Annotated in this window: 16 protein-coding genes; 5 read left to right on the top strand and 11 right to left on the bottom strand. The window is 67.2% G+C overall.

Translation table 11 applies throughout. From position 1 onward, the window contains the following. Positions 1 to 67: 67 nt before the first annotated feature. The 6 genes from U5N23_RS00915 to sucC form a co-directional block, all read right to left on the bottom strand. A complete protein-coding gene (locus U5N23_RS00915; RefSeq protein WP_322590997.1) occupies positions 68 to 724 on the bottom strand; it encodes an FHA domain-containing protein in 657 nt (218 codons plus the stop codon). Between the two features lie 40 nt (positions 725 to 764). Next, positions 765 to 1,553: a Stp1/IreP family PP2C-type Ser/Thr phosphatase gene (locus U5N23_RS00910; protein ID WP_322590996.1), complete on the bottom strand. Its 789-nt coding sequence runs from the start codon at positions 1,551 to 1,553 to the stop codon at positions 765 to 767. Between the two features lie 19 nt (positions 1,554 to 1,572). After that, a complete protein-coding gene (locus U5N23_RS00905) occupies positions 1,573 to 4,224 on the bottom strand; it encodes a serine/threonine-protein kinase (protein ID WP_322590995.1) in 2,652 nt (883 codons plus the stop codon). A 158-nt stretch (positions 4,225 to 4,382) separates the two neighbouring features. Next, positions 4,383 to 5,072, bottom strand: a complete 690-nt coding sequence (locus tag U5N23_RS00900) for a TerC family protein (RefSeq protein ID WP_322590994.1) — start codon at positions 5,070 to 5,072, stop codon at positions 4,383 to 4,385. Positions 5,073 to 5,219: 147 nt separating this feature from the next. Continuing rightward, positions 5,220 to 6,116 carry a succinate--CoA ligase subunit alpha gene (gene sucD / locus U5N23_RS00895; RefSeq protein ID WP_322590993.1) on the bottom strand — a complete coding sequence of 299 codons (897 nt, stop codon included), beginning with the start codon at positions 6,114 to 6,116 and terminating at the stop codon, positions 5,220 to 5,222. Between the two features lie 15 nt (positions 6,117 to 6,131). After that, on the bottom strand, positions 6,132 to 7,292 hold the full coding sequence (sucC, locus tag U5N23_RS00890) for an ADP-forming succinate--CoA ligase subunit beta (RefSeq protein ID WP_322590992.1): 1,161 nt from the start codon (positions 7,290 to 7,292) through the stop codon (positions 6,132 to 6,134). Positions 7,293 to 7,485: 193 nt separating this feature from the next. Here sucC and argC point away from each other — a divergent pair, with 193 nt between their 5' ends. Further along, positions 7,486 to 8,418, top strand: coding sequence for an N-acetyl-gamma-glutamyl-phosphate reductase (argC, locus tag U5N23_RS00885; protein ID WP_322590991.1), 933 nt, complete (start codon positions 7,486 to 7,488; stop codon positions 8,416 to 8,418). On the opposite strand, the gene recX is transcribed toward argC, so the two are convergent. Both recX and recA read right to left on the bottom strand, forming a co-directional pair. Further along, positions 8,415 to 8,870, bottom strand: a complete 456-nt coding sequence (recX, locus tag U5N23_RS00880) for a recombination regulator RecX (RefSeq protein ID WP_322590990.1) — start codon at positions 8,868 to 8,870, stop codon at positions 8,415 to 8,417. The two genes, argC and recX, sit on opposite strands and share 4 nt — an antisense overlap. 111 nt (positions 8,871 to 8,981) lie before the next feature. After that, positions 8,982 to 10,064, bottom strand: coding sequence for a recombinase RecA (recA, locus tag U5N23_RS00875; RefSeq protein ID WP_322590989.1), 1,083 nt, complete (start codon positions 10,062 to 10,064; stop codon positions 8,982 to 8,984). 142 nt (positions 10,065 to 10,206) lie between these two features. Here recA and U5N23_RS00870 point away from each other — a divergent pair, with 142 nt between their 5' ends. After that, positions 10,207 to 10,731: a MarR family winged helix-turn-helix transcriptional regulator gene (locus U5N23_RS00870; RefSeq protein WP_322590988.1), complete on the top strand. Its 525-nt coding sequence runs from the start codon at positions 10,207 to 10,209 to the stop codon at positions 10,729 to 10,731. A 7-nt stretch (positions 10,732 to 10,738) separates the two neighbouring features. On the opposite strand, the gene U5N23_RS00865 is transcribed toward U5N23_RS00870, so the two are convergent. The 3 genes from U5N23_RS00865 to U5N23_RS00855 form a co-directional block, all read right to left on the bottom strand. After that, entirely contained in the window at positions 10,739 to 11,245 is a 507-nt protein-coding gene (locus tag U5N23_RS00865) for a Clp protease N-terminal domain-containing protein (RefSeq protein WP_322590987.1), read from the bottom strand. Positions 11,246 to 11,261: 16 nt separating this feature from the next. Then, complete coding sequence (locus tag U5N23_RS00860) at positions 11,262 to 11,474, bottom strand: helix-turn-helix domain-containing protein (RefSeq protein ID WP_322590986.1); 213 nt, start codon at positions 11,472 to 11,474, stop codon at positions 11,262 to 11,264. Positions 11,475 to 11,541: 67 nt separating this feature from the next. After that, positions 11,542 to 12,468, bottom strand: coding sequence for a LysR substrate-binding domain-containing protein (locus U5N23_RS00855; RefSeq protein ID WP_322590985.1), 927 nt, complete (start codon positions 12,466 to 12,468; stop codon positions 11,542 to 11,544). 108 nt (positions 12,469 to 12,576) lie between these two features. Between U5N23_RS00855 and U5N23_RS00850 the strand changes: the two genes are divergently transcribed. The 3 genes from U5N23_RS00850 (at position 12,577) to U5N23_RS00840 (ending at position 15,394) form a co-directional block, all read left to right on the top strand. Beyond that, positions 12,577 to 13,542, top strand: a complete 966-nt coding sequence (locus U5N23_RS00850) for a tripartite tricarboxylate transporter substrate binding protein BugE (protein ID WP_322590984.1) — start codon at positions 12,577 to 12,579, stop codon at positions 13,540 to 13,542. Between the two features lie 143 nt (positions 13,543 to 13,685). Next, positions 13,686 to 14,618 carry an N-formylglutamate amidohydrolase gene (locus U5N23_RS00845; protein WP_322590983.1) on the top strand — a complete coding sequence of 311 codons (933 nt, stop codon included), beginning with the start codon at positions 13,686 to 13,688 and terminating at the stop codon, positions 14,616 to 14,618. Between the two features lie 101 nt (positions 14,619 to 14,719). Further along, the gene (locus U5N23_RS00840) at positions 14,720 to 15,394 is read left to right on the top strand and encodes a response regulator transcription factor (RefSeq protein ID WP_007860685.1); all 675 of its coding nucleotides are present in this window, start codon (positions 14,720 to 14,722) and stop codon (positions 15,392 to 15,394) included. The last annotated feature ends 6 nt before the right edge of the window (positions 15,395 to 15,400 follow it).

Here is a 15,400-nt window from a genome sequence, read left to right as displayed (position 1 = left end):
TCAGCTCGGTGGTGCCCGGCGCTGGGCGGACAAGGGGCCGAGCCAGGCAAACGGCACAGCGCGCCCGTCAGGTCTGCTCGAACTGCATTTCGGTGCCGGCCAGCTCCAGCTTGTCGCCGTGCTTGAGCGGCACCGGCGACAGCCCGATGGCCGAGCCGTTGAGCAGCGGCATGTCCGGACCTTCCACGTGCGCCAGCACGAACCCGTGGTGGCGCTTGGTGATGGAGGCCACGGCCACGCCCGGCTTGCCGATGGTGGTCACCACCTTGAGCAGCGAGACCTCGCGCCCGGCGGCGGCGCCGGACATGACCTTGATCACCGCCGTGATCGGTGCGGGTGGCGGGGCACCCGGCAGCCCGGCCGGACGCGATACGGCGCCCAGCGGTGGCACCATGCCCGGCTTGAAGATCATGGTCTTCTCGAAGTTCTCGCCCTCGGCCTCGTGCAGAAAGCGGATCTTGTACTTGCCCACTTCCACCGTATCGCCATTGCGCAGCTCCTGGCGCTTGACGGCCTTGGCATTCACATAGGTGCCGTTGGTGCTGCCAAGGTCCTCGATCTCCACGTCATTCCCGACCATGTGGAAGATCGCGTGCTCGCCACTCACCGCCAGGTTGTCGATCACGATATCGTTGTATGGCCTGCGTCCAAGGGAGGTGCGGTCCTTGGTCAACTGAACTTCCTTGATGACGACGCCGTCGATCGAAACGATCATTCTGGGCATGATCCACTCCTGATTTGAGATTTGTTATGGGCCGGCACCGTCAGGCAGCGCCCAGCAGGCGGGACATCAGGCTGCGCTTCTTGCCCCCCGCGCCGGCCTGTACCAGCAGTACGCTAACGTTATCACGACCGCCGTGTGCATTGGCGGTATCAATAAGCAATGTGGTTTTTTCCTCCAGCGGGAGGGCTGCACGCACCATCTCCGCCAGATCGGCATCGGACACCATGTCCGTGAGCCCGTCCGAGCACATCAGGAACAGGTCGTGGGGTGCCACCTGGAACTCATTGACTTCCATGAGCACGTTCGGCTCCACGCCCAGGGCCCGGGTGACCAGGTTGCGGTTGGAGGAGATCGCCGCCTGGTGCGGCGTGAGGATGCCGGCATCCACCTGCTCCTGCAGCCAGGAGTGGTCGCGGGTGATCTGCTGCAGCACCCCGCCGCGCAGGCGGTAGCAGCGCGAATCGCCGATATGCCCCAGGATCAGCCGCGAGCCCTGGAAGATGCCCGCCACCAGCGTGGTGCCCATGCCGGCGTACTGGGGGTTCGACAGCGACGCCCCGAGAATGGCGTGGTTGGCATTTTCCACGCAGATTTCGAGCGCGCGGCGCACATCCGTCGCCTGGGGGGTGCTGCCGGCCTGGGCCAGCCAGCGGGCCATTTCTGTGCGGATGAAGGTCGTGGCCATGCCGCTGGCCACTTCGCCTGCGTTGTAGCCTCCCATGCCATCGGCCAGGATGGCCAGTTGGGCATCCCGGTCGATCGCGACGGCGTCTTCATTGTTGCTGCGCACCCGCCCCCGATCGGTGCGCGCAAAGAAATCGTAATTCATGGATTGAGCGGCACAGGCCTCACCGGGCGCTGGCTGGCGGCAGCGGGGAACCCCCATCTACAGGATATTCCATCACCGTTTCCTGAAAATCCGCCATGTCGTGCCCTGTTGCCTTGCGAGCCGCATCATAGACGACTGTCCGCTGGTTTGGGCCGGATTCCGTGCCCGCCAGCGCCGCCAGCGCACGCCGTATCTCGGCCGCAAACTGGCGCCCCGTCTGGTAACGGGCCTCGGGGCGCTTCATCATCGACAGCGCCACCACCTCGGCCACTTCGGCCGGCAGCTCGGGCCGCAGCGTGCGCACGTCGGGCGCGGGAACGCTGGCGATCTTGTGCATCAGCTCGGGCATGGAGGCCCCGCGCAAGGGCAGCGAGCCGGTGAGCATCTGGAACAGGGTCACCCCGAGCGAATACAGGTCCGAGCGCCCATCCACCTTCTTGCCCGCGAGCTGTTCGGGCGACATGAAACTCGGCGTGCCCAGCACCAGGCCCGTACGGGTCTTGTTCGAGTCGGTGAGGCGCGCAATGCCGAAGTCCGTCACCTTGACCGCATCGGTTGCCGCATCGAACATGACGTTGGCCGGCTTGATGTCACGGTGCACCACCTGGTTGGCATGGGCATAGTCCAAGGCCTCGGCCACGCGGGCCGCCACCGACAGGGCCAGCGGCACTGGCAGCAGGTTGCCCTCCTTGCAGAAGGGCGACAGGTCGGTGCCCTTGAGAAACTCCATGGAGATGTAGGCCAGGTCATGCTCCTCGCCCGCATCGAAGATGGTCACTATATAGGGATGCTGCAGCCGCCCGGCCGTCTCGGCCTCGCGAAAGAAGCGCGCACGGGCGTCGATCAGCCCATCGCCCTCGAACTCCTGCCCCAGGGCCAGCGTCTTGATGGCCACCATGCGGCCGATCTTGGGATCGCGCCCAAGGTAGACCACGCCCATGGAGCCCTTGCCAATCTCCTTGGTGATCTCGTAGCGCCCCAGCATGGGCAGGCCGATGGTCGCATCGCCTGGCAGGCGCGGCTTGGCGGACACGCTGGGCATGGGCATCGGAGCCGAACTGGGCGGCGCCGTGTCGGGCTGGCCCGAGGCGGACTTGGCCCGGGCGCGCATCTTGCGGTAGCGCAGCTTGGCATCCTTGTACTGGCGGTCGTGGCGCAGGATGCGCTCGTACACCAGCTTGGCCATGGCGTAGTTGCGCTTGCGCTCGAAATCCTGGGCCAGGTGGTACAGGTTGTCCTTGAGGGCCTCGGTCATGGGCAGGCGGCGAAAGTGCTCGAACGCCTGCTCCAGCTTGCCCTGGCCGTGCAGCGCCAGGCCCAGCATGCGCTTGGACTCGGCCGCTTCGGCCGACTTCGCGCGCGAAGCACCGCCCTGGCCGCGCAACTTCAGCGCCAGCATGGTGAGTTGCCCCACGGCCACCGCCAGCGCGGCGCCCAGCAGCGAGAACGACAGCAGCGCATGCTCCAGCGCCAGCCACTGGGCACCGACCAAGGCCAGCAGCAAGGCCACGCTCACGGCCAGGCCGGCCAGGGCGCTCACCTGTGGCAGTGCCAACGCCAGGTAGAGCACGGCGGCCGCAATGGCCAGCCAGGCCACCGGCGCCGCCCAGTCCGGGGCGGTCACGGCATGGCCCTGCCGGATGGCGGACACCATCTGTGCCAGCACCTCCACCGGGTACAGCGACTGGCCCCCCGGAGTTGCCATGGGCGCCGCCTGCGCGGCCGACGTGAAACCCACCAGCACCGTCTTGCCCTGGAAGCCGGAGGCGCCTGGCGCCGCAGTGAGCACCTGCGCGAAGGCCGTCCGGGCAAACACCGGCTGCCCACCGTCCTGGGCACGGAACAGGGGGCGCAGCACCGAGGTGCTGTCCGTGGCAATGCCCAGGCTGCCCAGGCGCAACCAGGGCGCGCTGGCCTGCAGGCGCAGATCGGCCTGTCCCAGCTGCAGGCTGCGCAGCGCCGTCAGCAGCGCGACCGATGGCACGGCCGCATTGTCATGGGCCAGCAACAGGGGCATGTGGCGCAGCACGCCATCCGGGTCGGGCGCCAACTGCAGGTGGCCAATCGCGGATGCCGCTGCCCCCAGGGTGGCGGAGGGATGCCGCCCGGAGGCTGCCGGCACGGCATGCTCGCCCGGATCGGGCAGCACGCTGCGGCGCACGTACGAGGGCAGCGGTGCCGCAGGGCCGGTGGCCGCGTACTGCGACACCAGCACCACATTGCCTGCACGCTGCAGGCTCAGGGCCAGCCGGGCATCGCCTGTCGGCGCGGCGATTTCAGCGCCCGACACGCCAGCGGCCGTTGGCTCGCCAGGCGCGGCGGGGATGGAGGCTGGCAAGGGGCGTGCCGGCGTTTCCGGCAGCGGCATGGTGTAGGCGATGGCCCGGGCACCGGCAGCCGTGAGTTGGTCCACGAAGCGTGCGTGCACCTCGGGCTGCCAGGGCCAGGGGCCCAGGGCCTTGAAGCTGCGCTCATCGATGCCGACCACGGCCAGATCGGCCGCAGGCTCGGCCGATGCACTGCCAACGGCCGCGTCGTAGATGGCCATGTCCAGCCGGTGCACCCAGCCCATCGCGCTGGCACCGGCCACCACGATGGCGGCCACCAGTGCGCAGACAAAGCCATCGGTACGCCACCAAACGAGCTGCTGTGCCGATGTTGTTCTGCCCACTTGCTATCGATCCACGGAGGTAATGAGATACCTTTAGAAGCAATTTCCAAGCCCGGCCCCGGCCGGCCCTTGGCGCGCCCCAGACCCCATGGTCGCGGCCCTAGCCTGCCGTTCTTGTCGCTGGCACGCAACGCCTGGCGCTGCAGGTGCCATTTTTGTCAGGTCGATACCGCGGCGCGGCTGGCGCGGCGTTGCCAGAGTTTGCCACCGCCCACCACCAGGATGGCACCCAATGCCGCAGCCACATAGTGCAGCGAAGGATGCGCGGCCACCAGGCCCTGCAGTGCGGTATCGCCAGCAATGGTCTCGCCCGCCACCCAGCCGATGAGGGCCGCGCCCAGCACCACGATCACCGGGAAGCGCTCCATCAGCTTGATCATCATCGTGCTGCCGAACACCACCAGCGGAATGCTGATGGCCAGGCCCAGGATGAGCAGCGTGGTGCTGCCCTGGGCTGCGGCGGCCACGGCGATCACGTTGTCCAGGCTCATGACGAGGTCGGCCACGAGGATGGTGCGCACAGCGGCCATCAGGCTGCCATAGGTCCTGGATTCGCCCTCGTCCTCGTCGCTGTCGCTCAGCAGCTGAAAGCCGATCCACAGCAGCAGGCAGCCGCCCACGACCTGCAGAAAGGACAGTGCCAGCAGCTTGGCCGCCACCACCGTGAGCAACACGCGCAGCACCACCGCCGCGCCCGAGCCCCAGAACACCGCCTTGCGCTGCTGCTCCGGGGGCAGCGAGCGTGCCGCCAGGGCGATCACCACCGCGTTGTCACCCGAGAGGATGATGTTGATCCAGACGATCTTGACCAGGCCGATCCAGAAATCGGCCGATTGCAGAAATTCCATAGCCATGACTCCACTGTTATGAATGCAAGAAGCGCCCGGAGCCGGTGTTCCGGTTCCGGGCGCTTCTCTTTTTTGGAGCGGCCAGTGTAGGGGGCGCTATCGCCCGGTGCGTCCGTAATTGTGCTTACGGACGACAGGCAGGCGTGCTTACTTCAGCTGGGCCTTGAGCAGCTTGCCCAGTTCCGAAGGGTTGCGCGTGATGATGAAGCCGGACTCTTCCATGATGGCCAGCTTGGCGTCGGCCGTGTCGGCACCACCGGAGATCAGCGCGCCGGCATGGCCCATGCGCTTGCCGGGAGGCGCCGTCACGCCCGCGATGAAGCCGACGATAGGCTTCTTCATGTTGGCCTTGCACCACTGGGCGGCTTCGGCTTCATCGGGTCCGCCGATTTCGCCGATCATGATCACGGCGTCGGTGTCCGGGTCGTCGTTGAAAGCCTTCATCACGTCGATGTGCTTCAAGCCATTGATGGGGTCGCCACCAATGCCCACGGCGCTCGACTGGCCCAGGCCCACTTCGGTCAGCATGGCCACGGCTTCGTAGGTCAGCGTGCCGGAGCGGCTGACCACGCCGATACGGCCCTTGCGGTGGATGTGGCCGGGCATGATGCCGATCTTGATCTCGTCGGGCGTGATCAGGCCGGGGCAGTTGGGGCCCAGCAGCAGCGTGCGCTTGCCACCGGCGGCTTCCTTGGCCTTCATCTTGTTGCGCACTTCGAGCATGTCGCGCACTGGAATGCCTTCGGTGATGCAGATGGCCAGGTCCAGGTCGGCCTCGACGGCTTCCCAGATGGCGGCAGCAGCGCCTGCGGGCGGCACGTAGATCACCGACACGGTGGCGCCGGTCTGCGTCGCGGCTTCCTTGACGGAGGCGTAGATCGGGATGTTGAAGATCGACTCGCCGGCCTTCTTGGGGTTCACGCCCGCCACGAAGGCGTTCTTGCCGTTCGCGTATTCCTGGCACTTTTCAGTGTGGAACTGGCCGGTCTTGCCCGTGATGCCCTGGGTGATGACCTTGGTGTCTTTGTTGATGTAGATCGACATGTGTGTTCTCCGGGCTTACTTGACGGCAGCAACGATCTTGGTCGCAGCTTCGGCCATGGTGTCTGCGGCGATGATGGGCAGGCCGGACTCGGCCAGCATCTTCTTGCCCAGCTCTTCGTTGGTGCCCTTCATGCGCACGACCAGCGGCACGTTCAGGTTCACGGCCTTGCAGGCCGTGATCACGCCGGTGGCGATGGTGTCGCACTTCATGATGCCGCCGAAGATGTTGACCAGGATGCCTTCGACCTTGGGGTTCTTGAGCATGATCTTGAAGGCTTCGGTCACCTTCTCGGGGGTCGCACCGCCGCCCACGTCCAGGAAGTTGGCCGGCTCGCCGCCGAACAGCTTGATGGTGTCCATGGTGGCCATGGCCAGGCCGGCGCCGTTGACCAGGCAGCCGATGTTGCCGTCCAGGCTGATGTAGGCCAGGTCGAACTTGGAGGCCTCCACTTCGGCTGGATCTTCTTCGTCCAGGTCACGGAAGGCCACGATCTCGGGGTGGCGGAACAGGGCGTTGGCGTCGAAGTTGAACTTCGCATCCAGGGCCATCAGGTCGCCCTTGGAGTCGCAGTTCAGCGGATTGATTTCCACCAGCGACGCGTCGGTTTCCATGTAGCACTTGTAGATCTTCGCGAAGATGTCCACGGCCTGGTCGACGGAAGCGCCGGTCAGGCCAATGGCGGCGGCAACCTTCTTGCTCTGCTCGGGGGTGATGCCGGTCAGGGGATCGATCATCTCGGTGATGATCTTCTCGGGCGTGGAGTGGGCCACTTCCTCGATGTCCATGCCGCCTTCGCTCGAAGCGATCAGCGCGACCTTCTGCGTGCCGCGGTCGGTGACCAGCGAGACGTACAGTTCGTTCTTGATGTCGGCGCCGTCTTCGATGTACAGGCGGCGGACCTTCTGGCCTTCAGGGCCGGTCTGGTGCGTCTTGAGCTGCATGCCCAGGATTTCGCCAGAAATGCGCTTGACGTCCTCGATGGATTTGGCGACCTTGACGCCGCCGCCCTTGCCACGGCCACCGGCGTGGATCTGGGCCTTGACGACCCACACGGGGCCGCCCAGTTTCTGGGCTGCTTCGACGGCTTCTTGCACCGTGAACGCGGGAATGCCACGCGGAACGGGCACACCAAAATTGCGCAAGATTTCCTTGCCTTGGTATTCGTGAATCTTCATGAGGTCTCTCTCAGGGAAGGGTGGTAGTTACCCGTTTACCATGAACAGTTGTCTGGCCGCGGGCTTGGGACATGGCAACCGGCGACTGTATCATGCTGCGACGCACCATCCCTTGTGCCTAACACGTACAGCGTTGACGTCCATCCATTCTTACCCCCGGCAGTCCACGCTGCCAGACCAGCAGGAGCATCCCATGTCCAGAGTCTTTATTGATGGCGAAGCCGGCACCACGGGCCTGCAGATCCGCGAGCGCCTGCAGGCCATGCCCGAGGTCGAACTGGTCAGCATCGCGCCCGAACTGCGCAAGGACCCCGCCGCCAAGCGCGACCTGATCGCCGGCGTGGATCTGGTCGTGCTGTGCCTGCACGACGACGCCGCGCGCGAGACCGTGGCCATGGTGGACGGCATCGAGCAATCCACCGGCCGCAAGATCAAGATCATTGATGCCAGCACCGCGCACCGCACCGCACCCGGCTGGGTGTTCGGCTTTCCCGAGCTGAGCGCCGGCCAGCCCGAGGCCGTGGCCGCCGCCACGCGCGTGGCCAACCCCGGCTGCTATGCCACGGGCGCCATCGCGCTGCTGCGCCCTCTGGTCGACGCCGGCCTGGTGCCGGCCGACTTCCCGCTGGCGCTGCCCTCGGTCAGCGGCTATTCGGGCGGCGGACGCACCATGATCGAGGCATACCAGAAAGGCGAGGCCCCGCTGTTCGAGCTGTATGCCCTGGGCCTGGCGCACAAGCACCTGCCCGAGATCATGCGCTACACCGGCATCACGCGCCGGCCCATCTTCGTGCCGTCGGTGGGCAATTTCGAACAGGGCATGCTGGTGCAACTGCCCCTGCACCTCGACACCCTGCCTGGCGCCCCCAAGGCCAGCGACCTTCACGACGCCCTGGCGGCGCACTATGCCAAGAGCAACACCCCGGAGCAATGGGTCAGCGTGCTGCCGGCCACCGCTGACAGCAAGCTCGATGCCCTGGCGCTCAACAACACCAACAAGCTCGAGTTGCGCGTGTTCGCCAACGAGACCTACCGCCACGCGGTGCTGGTGGCACGCCTGGACAACCTGGGCAAGGGTGCCAGCGGGGCGGCGGTGCAGAACCTCAAGCTGATGCTGGGCATCTAAACTTCATCATCCCCCGCGCCGCGCACCACGCGGCGCACCACGTCGCCCGAGAAGCCCCGCGCCATCAGAAAACGCACCTGCCTAGCACGCCCCTGCGGGTCGGCCGCAGGCTCGCCGAAGCGGCGGCGCCACACCTCGCGGGCGCGGTCCAGTTCCGTGTCCTGCAGTTGCGCCAGTGCCTGCTGCACGGCCTCGCCGCCGATGCCCTTGGCCTGCAGCTCCTGGCGGATGCGCGCCGCCCCCATGCGAGCCGCGCGCTGGTGCACCACCGAGGCCACCACACGCTCTTCGCTGATGAAGTCCCTGGCCTCCAGCTCGTTCAGCACGGCCTCGAGGTCCTCGCCCTCCTGCACATGCGGGCGCAGCTTGCGCAGCAGCTCGGCGCGCGAGTGCTCGCGCTGGCCCAGCAGCCGCAGCGCGCGGCCCTTCAGGGAAACGGTGTCAAAGCCCATGGGTTTGGTTGGCAGGCCGCCAGGCAATGGTCCAATGCACAGCGGCCATTGCCGCAACACTGCGCAATGGCCGCCCGGGTGTGATGCGCTGGCGCCCAATGCGCCGCCGCATCACTCGTCCGAATCGCCTGCCGGGGCAGCCGCTTGCAGCCCGTCGGGCAGCAGCGCAATGCCCAGCCCTTCGCGCACCTTGTTCTCGATCTCGCGGGCGAGGTCGGGGTTCTCACGCAGGAACTCGCGCGCGTTGTCACGGCCCTGGCCGATCTTCTCGCCGTTGTAGGCGTACCAGGCGCCCGACTTCTCGACGATCTTGGCGGTCACGCCCATGTCGATGATCTCGCCTTCGCGGCTGATGCCCTCGCCGAAGAGGATGTCGAACTCGGCCGTCTTGAAGGGCGGGCTCACCTTGTTCTTGACCACCTTGACCTTGGTCTCATTGCCGATGGCTTCATCGCCCTTCTTGATGGTGCCGGTGCGGCGGATATCGAGGCGCACCGAGGCGTAGAACTTGAGCGCATTGCCGCCCGTGGTGGTTTCGGGGCTGCCGAACATCACACCGATCTTCATGCGGATCTGGTTGATGAAGATGACCGTGCAGTTGGTCTTCTTGATGGTGGCCGTGAGCTTGCGCAGCGCCTGGCTCATCAGCCGGGCCTGCAGACCGGGCAGGGCATCGCCCATCTCGCCTTCGATTTCGGCCTTGGGCGTGAGCGCGGCGACCGAGTCGATGACGATCAGGTCCACGGCGCCCGAGCGCACCAGGCTGTCCACGATCTCCAAGGCCTGCTCACCCGTGTCGGGCTGGCTGATCAGCATGTCGGACAGCTGCACACCGAGCTTCTGGGCGTACTGCACGTCCAGCGCGTGCTCGGCGTCGACGAAGGCACAGGTGCCGCCCAGCTTCTGCATCTCGGCAATCACCTGCAGGGTGAGCGTGGTCTTGCCCGAGGATTCCGGGCCATAGATCTCGATCACGCGGCCGCGCGGCAGGCCGCCCACGCCCAGGGCGATGTCCAGGCCCAGCGAGCCGGTGGAGACAACCTGGATGTCCTCGATCACCTCGCCTTCGCCCAGGCGCATGATGGTGCCCTTGCCGAATTGCTTCTCGATCTGGGCGAGCGCGGCCGCCAGCGCCTTGGCCTTTTCGGTGTTGACGGGAAGGGCGGGGTTGGTGCCTTTGACTGCGACGTCCATGGGAAAACTCCTTGAGAAACAACGGGTTGGGTGTTTGCACTTCGTCTGCAGTTAACTACAGGCTGGATGCTTGAACAGTAGTTTATGCGAGGCAGTGAACGCCCGCAATCGACTATTTAGTCAGTTTGCCTGACAATATCGCATGCCTGATTTCTTGCCCACGGCACCGCCGCCCACCCCCGCCGAGGATGGCTGGCGCCAGACCCACCTGGGCCGCCTGCTCGGCCACGCCATGCGCCGCTTCGACGCCCGGGTGCTGCAGCTCATGGCGCACAACGTGGAGGTGCCGCTGGCCCTGTCCAACCTGGCCGCACGCGACCAGGTGAGCGCGGCGCACGTACACATCACGCGCCACCTGGCGTTGCAGGGCGACCGCCTGACCGACCTGGCCCAGCGCGCCGGCATGAGCAAGCAGGCCATGGCCACCCTGGTGGACCAGTGCGAGGCCTGGGGCCTAGTCCTGCGCACGGCGGACCCGCTGGACGCCCGCGCGCGGCGCGTGTGCTTCACGCCCACGGGCCTGGCGTGGCTGCAGGCCTTTCGCGATGCGGTGGCCCAGGCCGAGGCGGAGTTCCGTGCCGAGGTGGGCAAGGACGTGGCCACGGTGGTGGCCATCGGGCTGGAGGCCTATGCGGGCGGTGATGCCGCCGGCACACAGGCGCCGTGAGCCGCGTTCAACTGGCCGACGGCACCTGGGACCGTGCGGCCGCCACCAGCCTGGCGGCATCGACCCCCAGGGCGCGCAGCGTGCGCGCTGCCACGCCCTGCGGCATGCTGGCAACAACGGCCACCACGTGCGCCCCCAGCAAGGGGCCTGCCTGCTCCTTGCTCGATCGGGCGAGCGCCTGCACCAGTTCCTGGCCCGAGGGCTGGGCGCGGTACAGCCCGGCCGCCGCAGGAGCCTGCAGCACGGCCGCTGGCGGCAACGGGGCCTGCACCCCCACGGATTGCAGGGCGTCGCGGTATTGCCGCTCGATGGCCTCGCCCACCGCCGCCGGGTCGGCCCCAACACTCTCGAACGCCCGCCGCGCCGAGCCATCGGGCAGGTCGATGGCAGCGAGCAGGAAATGCTCGGCGCCCGGCACCGCCTGGCCACGCGAGCGAGCATGGGCCTCGGCACCCGTGCACAGCCGGCTCAGGGTGCGCATGCTCTGGAAACGGTGCTGCAGTTGGCGGAACATGGTGAAACTCCTTGTCTCAGGATCTGGGAACATGGGCGGACAGCCGCTTGTGCGCGGCCTGCTTGCTGACACCCAGGGCCTGTGCGATCTGCGCCCAGGACCAGCCCTGCGCGAGCGCGGCAGCCACCGCCCCCGCCTCCAGCCGGTCGGCCACCAGCCGCAAGGCCACCACGGCGGCCAGCGCGGCCTCGGGGTCTTCGGGCGAGGGAAGGGGGGAGGGAGCCTGCATGTTGTCAACTTTAGTTGACAACGCAGCGCCTGTCAACCATGGTTGACGAGTGGGAAAGCCCAGGTGCCTATGCAGGCGGCAGCGCGGCAGCGGATGCGGGCTCTGCGCAGGCCAGCAGCCACTGTCGGAACTGCTGCAGGGTCTGCAACTGGTTGCGCCCCTCGGGATAGCAGAACCAGTAGCCGACCTCGCTCTGGTAGCCGCAGCCGGGCAGGGGTTCGCGCACCAGGCCGCTGGTGATCTCGTCCTGCACCAGGCAGCGTGGCACCAGCGCCAGGCCCATGCCGGCCATCACCGCGCGGATCATCGACTGGAACTGGTCGAACTGCGGCCCCGCCAGCGGGTTGAGCCCCTGCACGCCATGCGTTTCGCTCCAGCGCAGCCAGGCCTCGGGCACCGTGACGTGGCGCAGCAAGGTGTGGCGCGCCACGTCGCGCGGGTGGTCGATGGCCCAGTCCGCCACACGGGTGCGCGGTGCGATCAGCGCCACGTCCTGGCCCGTGAGGTAGTGGGCATGCGCGCCGGGCCAGTGGCCGTCGCCGAAGAGGATGGCGCAGTCGAGCTCGGGGCGCTCGAAGTTGTAGCTGTGCACATAGGGCACGAAGTGCAGCGTGACCTGCGGGTGCTGCTGCTGGAACTGCGGCAGCCGCGGAATGAGCCATTTGGCCGCGAAGGTCGGCAGGCTCGACAGGTGCAGCGCGCCCCCGCCGTCGTCGCTGGTGATGAGCTCCAGCGTGGCCGCCTCCAGTTGCGCCAGCACGGCACGCACGGCCTTCTCGTAGCGCTCGCCCGCAGGCGTGAGCGCCAGGCGCTTGCGGCTGCGCTCGAACAGCGGCACGCCCACCCAGCCCTCCAGCTCCTTGACCTGCTTGCTCACCGCGCTCTGCGTCAGGTGCAGGGCTTCGGCCGCGCGCGAGACGCCGCCGAACCGGGTCACGGTGGAAAAGGCCCGCAGCAGGTGCAGGGGTGGCGAAAGGCGTCTGAGGGAGGACATCGTAAGTTCTCAAATCATTCCATATCGGAATGTTATCAGGCACATCCATTGCTTGGTAGAGGGTACCGGATCATTTAATCTCAAACCCCCTCCATAGGAAATCCACCCATGAAACGCCGTCACCTGCTCACCACCCTGGCTGCCGCATCTTTCGTTCCTGGAATGTCTTTTGCGCAAGATGCCAAGCCTCTGCGCATCGTCGTGCCCTTCCCGCCCGGGGGTGCCACCGACATCACCGTGCGCGCACTGCAGGAGTCGCTGGCGCGCATCCTCAAGCAGCCCGTGGTGCTGGACAACCGCGCCGGCGCAGGCGGCTCCATCGGCATGGCCGAGGTGGCACGCGCCCCGGCGGACGGCCTCACGCTGGGCGTGGCCACCCTGTCCACCCACGGTGTGAATCCCGCCGTCTACAGCAAGCTGCCCTACAACCCGATCAAGGACTTTGTGGGCGTGACCGAGATCGTCAAGGCCCCCGGCGTGGTCGTGGTGAACCCGACTGCACTGCCGGTCAAGGACTTCGCCGACCTGGTGAAGTACCTCAAGGCCAACCCCGGCAAGGTGTCGTTCGCGACGCCCGGCAACGGCACCATCGGCCACATGTGGGGCGAGCTGTTCAAGAGCAGCACGGGCACCTCCATGGTGCACATCCCCTACCGTGGTGCAGGCCCGGCCATCAACGACGTGCTGGCCGGCCAGGTGGCGGTGTACTTCGACCAGGTGGCCTCCTCGCTGCCGCACATCAAGGCCGGCAAGCTCAAGGCGCTGGCCGTCTCGTGGCCCACGCGGCTGGACGTGCTGCCGGACGTCCCCACCTATGCCCAGCTGGGCTTTGCCAACAGCAACGATCCCTCGTGGTTCGGCCTGGTGGCCCCTGCCGGCACGCCCGCCGCTGCCGTGGACCGCATCCAGCAGGCCGTGGCGCAGGCATTGCAGGAGCCGACCGTGCGCGAGCGCCTGGCCGGCCAGGGCCTGTACCCCTCGGGCACCACGCCCAAGGAGTTCTCGGCCCAGTTGGTGCGCGAGATCGAGAAGATGAAGCGCGTGGCGGCCTACGCCAAGATCGCGCTCGACTGACACACACCCCACCGGTCCGCTGAACAAGGGGGCCGGCAAAGGCCGCAGCCGGTGGAGCTGCGCAAGCCCTTTCAGGGATAACCATAGTCTCCAACCGGTCCGGGCGGCTAGGCCGGCCGCCCCTTATTGCGCACACTCTGCCTATGCATGCCGCTTTGAAACTGATCAACCGACGATTCCAGCAGGCCCAGCCCGGTGCCACCGGTTCCCCCGGCACCCCGCTGGCGCCTGCGGCAACCTTCACCTACCTGCCCGGCACCAGCGCGCTGGTGCTCGACTCGCCGCACAGCGGCACCCGCTACCCCGACGACTTCGGCTCCGCCTGCGACCTGCCCACGCTGCGCCGCGCCGAAGACACCCACGTCGAGAAGATCTACGACTTCGCCCCCGCGCTGGGCGTGGCCTGGGTGGAAGCCCATTTCCCGCGCATCTACCTCGATGCCAACCGCGACACCACCGAACTGGACACCACGCTGCTCGACGGCGAGTGGACCGACCCCATCTCCACCGACCCGCGCGTGCTCTCCAAGGTGCGCCTGGGCAAGGGCCTGATCTGGAAGTTCACCGACGAAGGCGAACCCATCTACAACCGGCTGCTGGGCGTGGACGAGGTGCGCGCACGCATCGACCGCTGCTGGCGGCCCTACCACGGCGCCGTGCAGCAGGCCATCGCCGCCGCGCACGCCCGCCACGGCTACAGCATCCACATCAACTGCCACTCCATGCCCGCCGTGGCCGCGAGCCACGCCACCGACTTCCCGGGCCTGGTGCATGCCGACTTCGTGGTCGGCGACCGCGATGGCACGACCGCCGACCCGGCCCTCTCGGCCCTGGTCTGCGCGCACCTGCGCGAGCGCGGCTACAGCGTGGAATACAACCACCCCTACAAGGGCGTGGAACTGGTACGCCGCTACAGCGACCCGGCCGCGCACCGCCACAGCATCCAGCTGGAGATCAACCGCAGGCTGTACATGGACGAGACCACCCTGGCCCAGCACCCGCAAGGCATGGCCCGGCTGCGCACCGACCTGCGCGCGCTGGTGGACAAGCTGCTGGCACACGACCCGCGGGCCTGACCGGGCACCAGCGGGCCGCTGCGCCCTGTCGGCGGCGCGCGCCTAGAATCCAGGGAAAGGCCCGGCAGCAGACCGAAGCCGCCCACCAGGAGACAACCCGCATGCGCATCCTCATTGCCGAAGACGACCAGGTGCTGGCCGATGGCCTGCTGCGCACCTTGCGCAGCTCCGGCGCCGTGGTCGACCACGTGGCCAGCGGCAGCGAGGCCGATGCCGCGCTCTTGACCAACAACGAGTTCGACCTCTTGATCCTGGACCTGGGCCTGCCGCGCATGCATGGCCTGGAAGTGCTCAAGAAGCTGCGCAGCCGCGGCTCGGCGCTGCCGGTGCTCATCCTCACCGCAGCCGACAGCGTGGAAGAACGCGTCAAGGGCCTGGATTTCGGTGCCGACGACTACATGGCCAAGCCCTTCAGCCTGCAGGAACTCGAAGCCCGCGTGCGCGCCCTGACGCGCCGCGGCATGGGCGGCACCAGCAGCGCCATCAAGCACGGCCCGCTGGTCTACGACCAGGCGGGCCGGGTGGCAACCATCGACGGCAAGATGGTCGAGCTGTCGGCGCGCGAGCTCGGCCTGCTCGAAGTGCTGCTGCAGCGCGCGGGCCGCCTGGTGAGCAAGGAGCAACTGGTCGAGCGCCTGTGCGAGTGGGGCGAGGAGGTGAGCAACAACGCCATCGAGGTGTATATCCACCGCCTGCGCAAGAAGATCGAGCGCGGCCCGATCCGCATTGCCACGGTGCGTGGACTGGGCTACTGTCTGGAAAAAATCCCAGGCTGACCCTTC

Source organism: Acidovorax sp. (assembly GCF_034519795.1).
Classification (GTDB): Bacteria; Pseudomonadota; Gammaproteobacteria; order Burkholderiales; family Burkholderiaceae_C; genus Acidovorax.
This window is presented reverse-complemented; position numbering and strand designations above follow the sequence as displayed.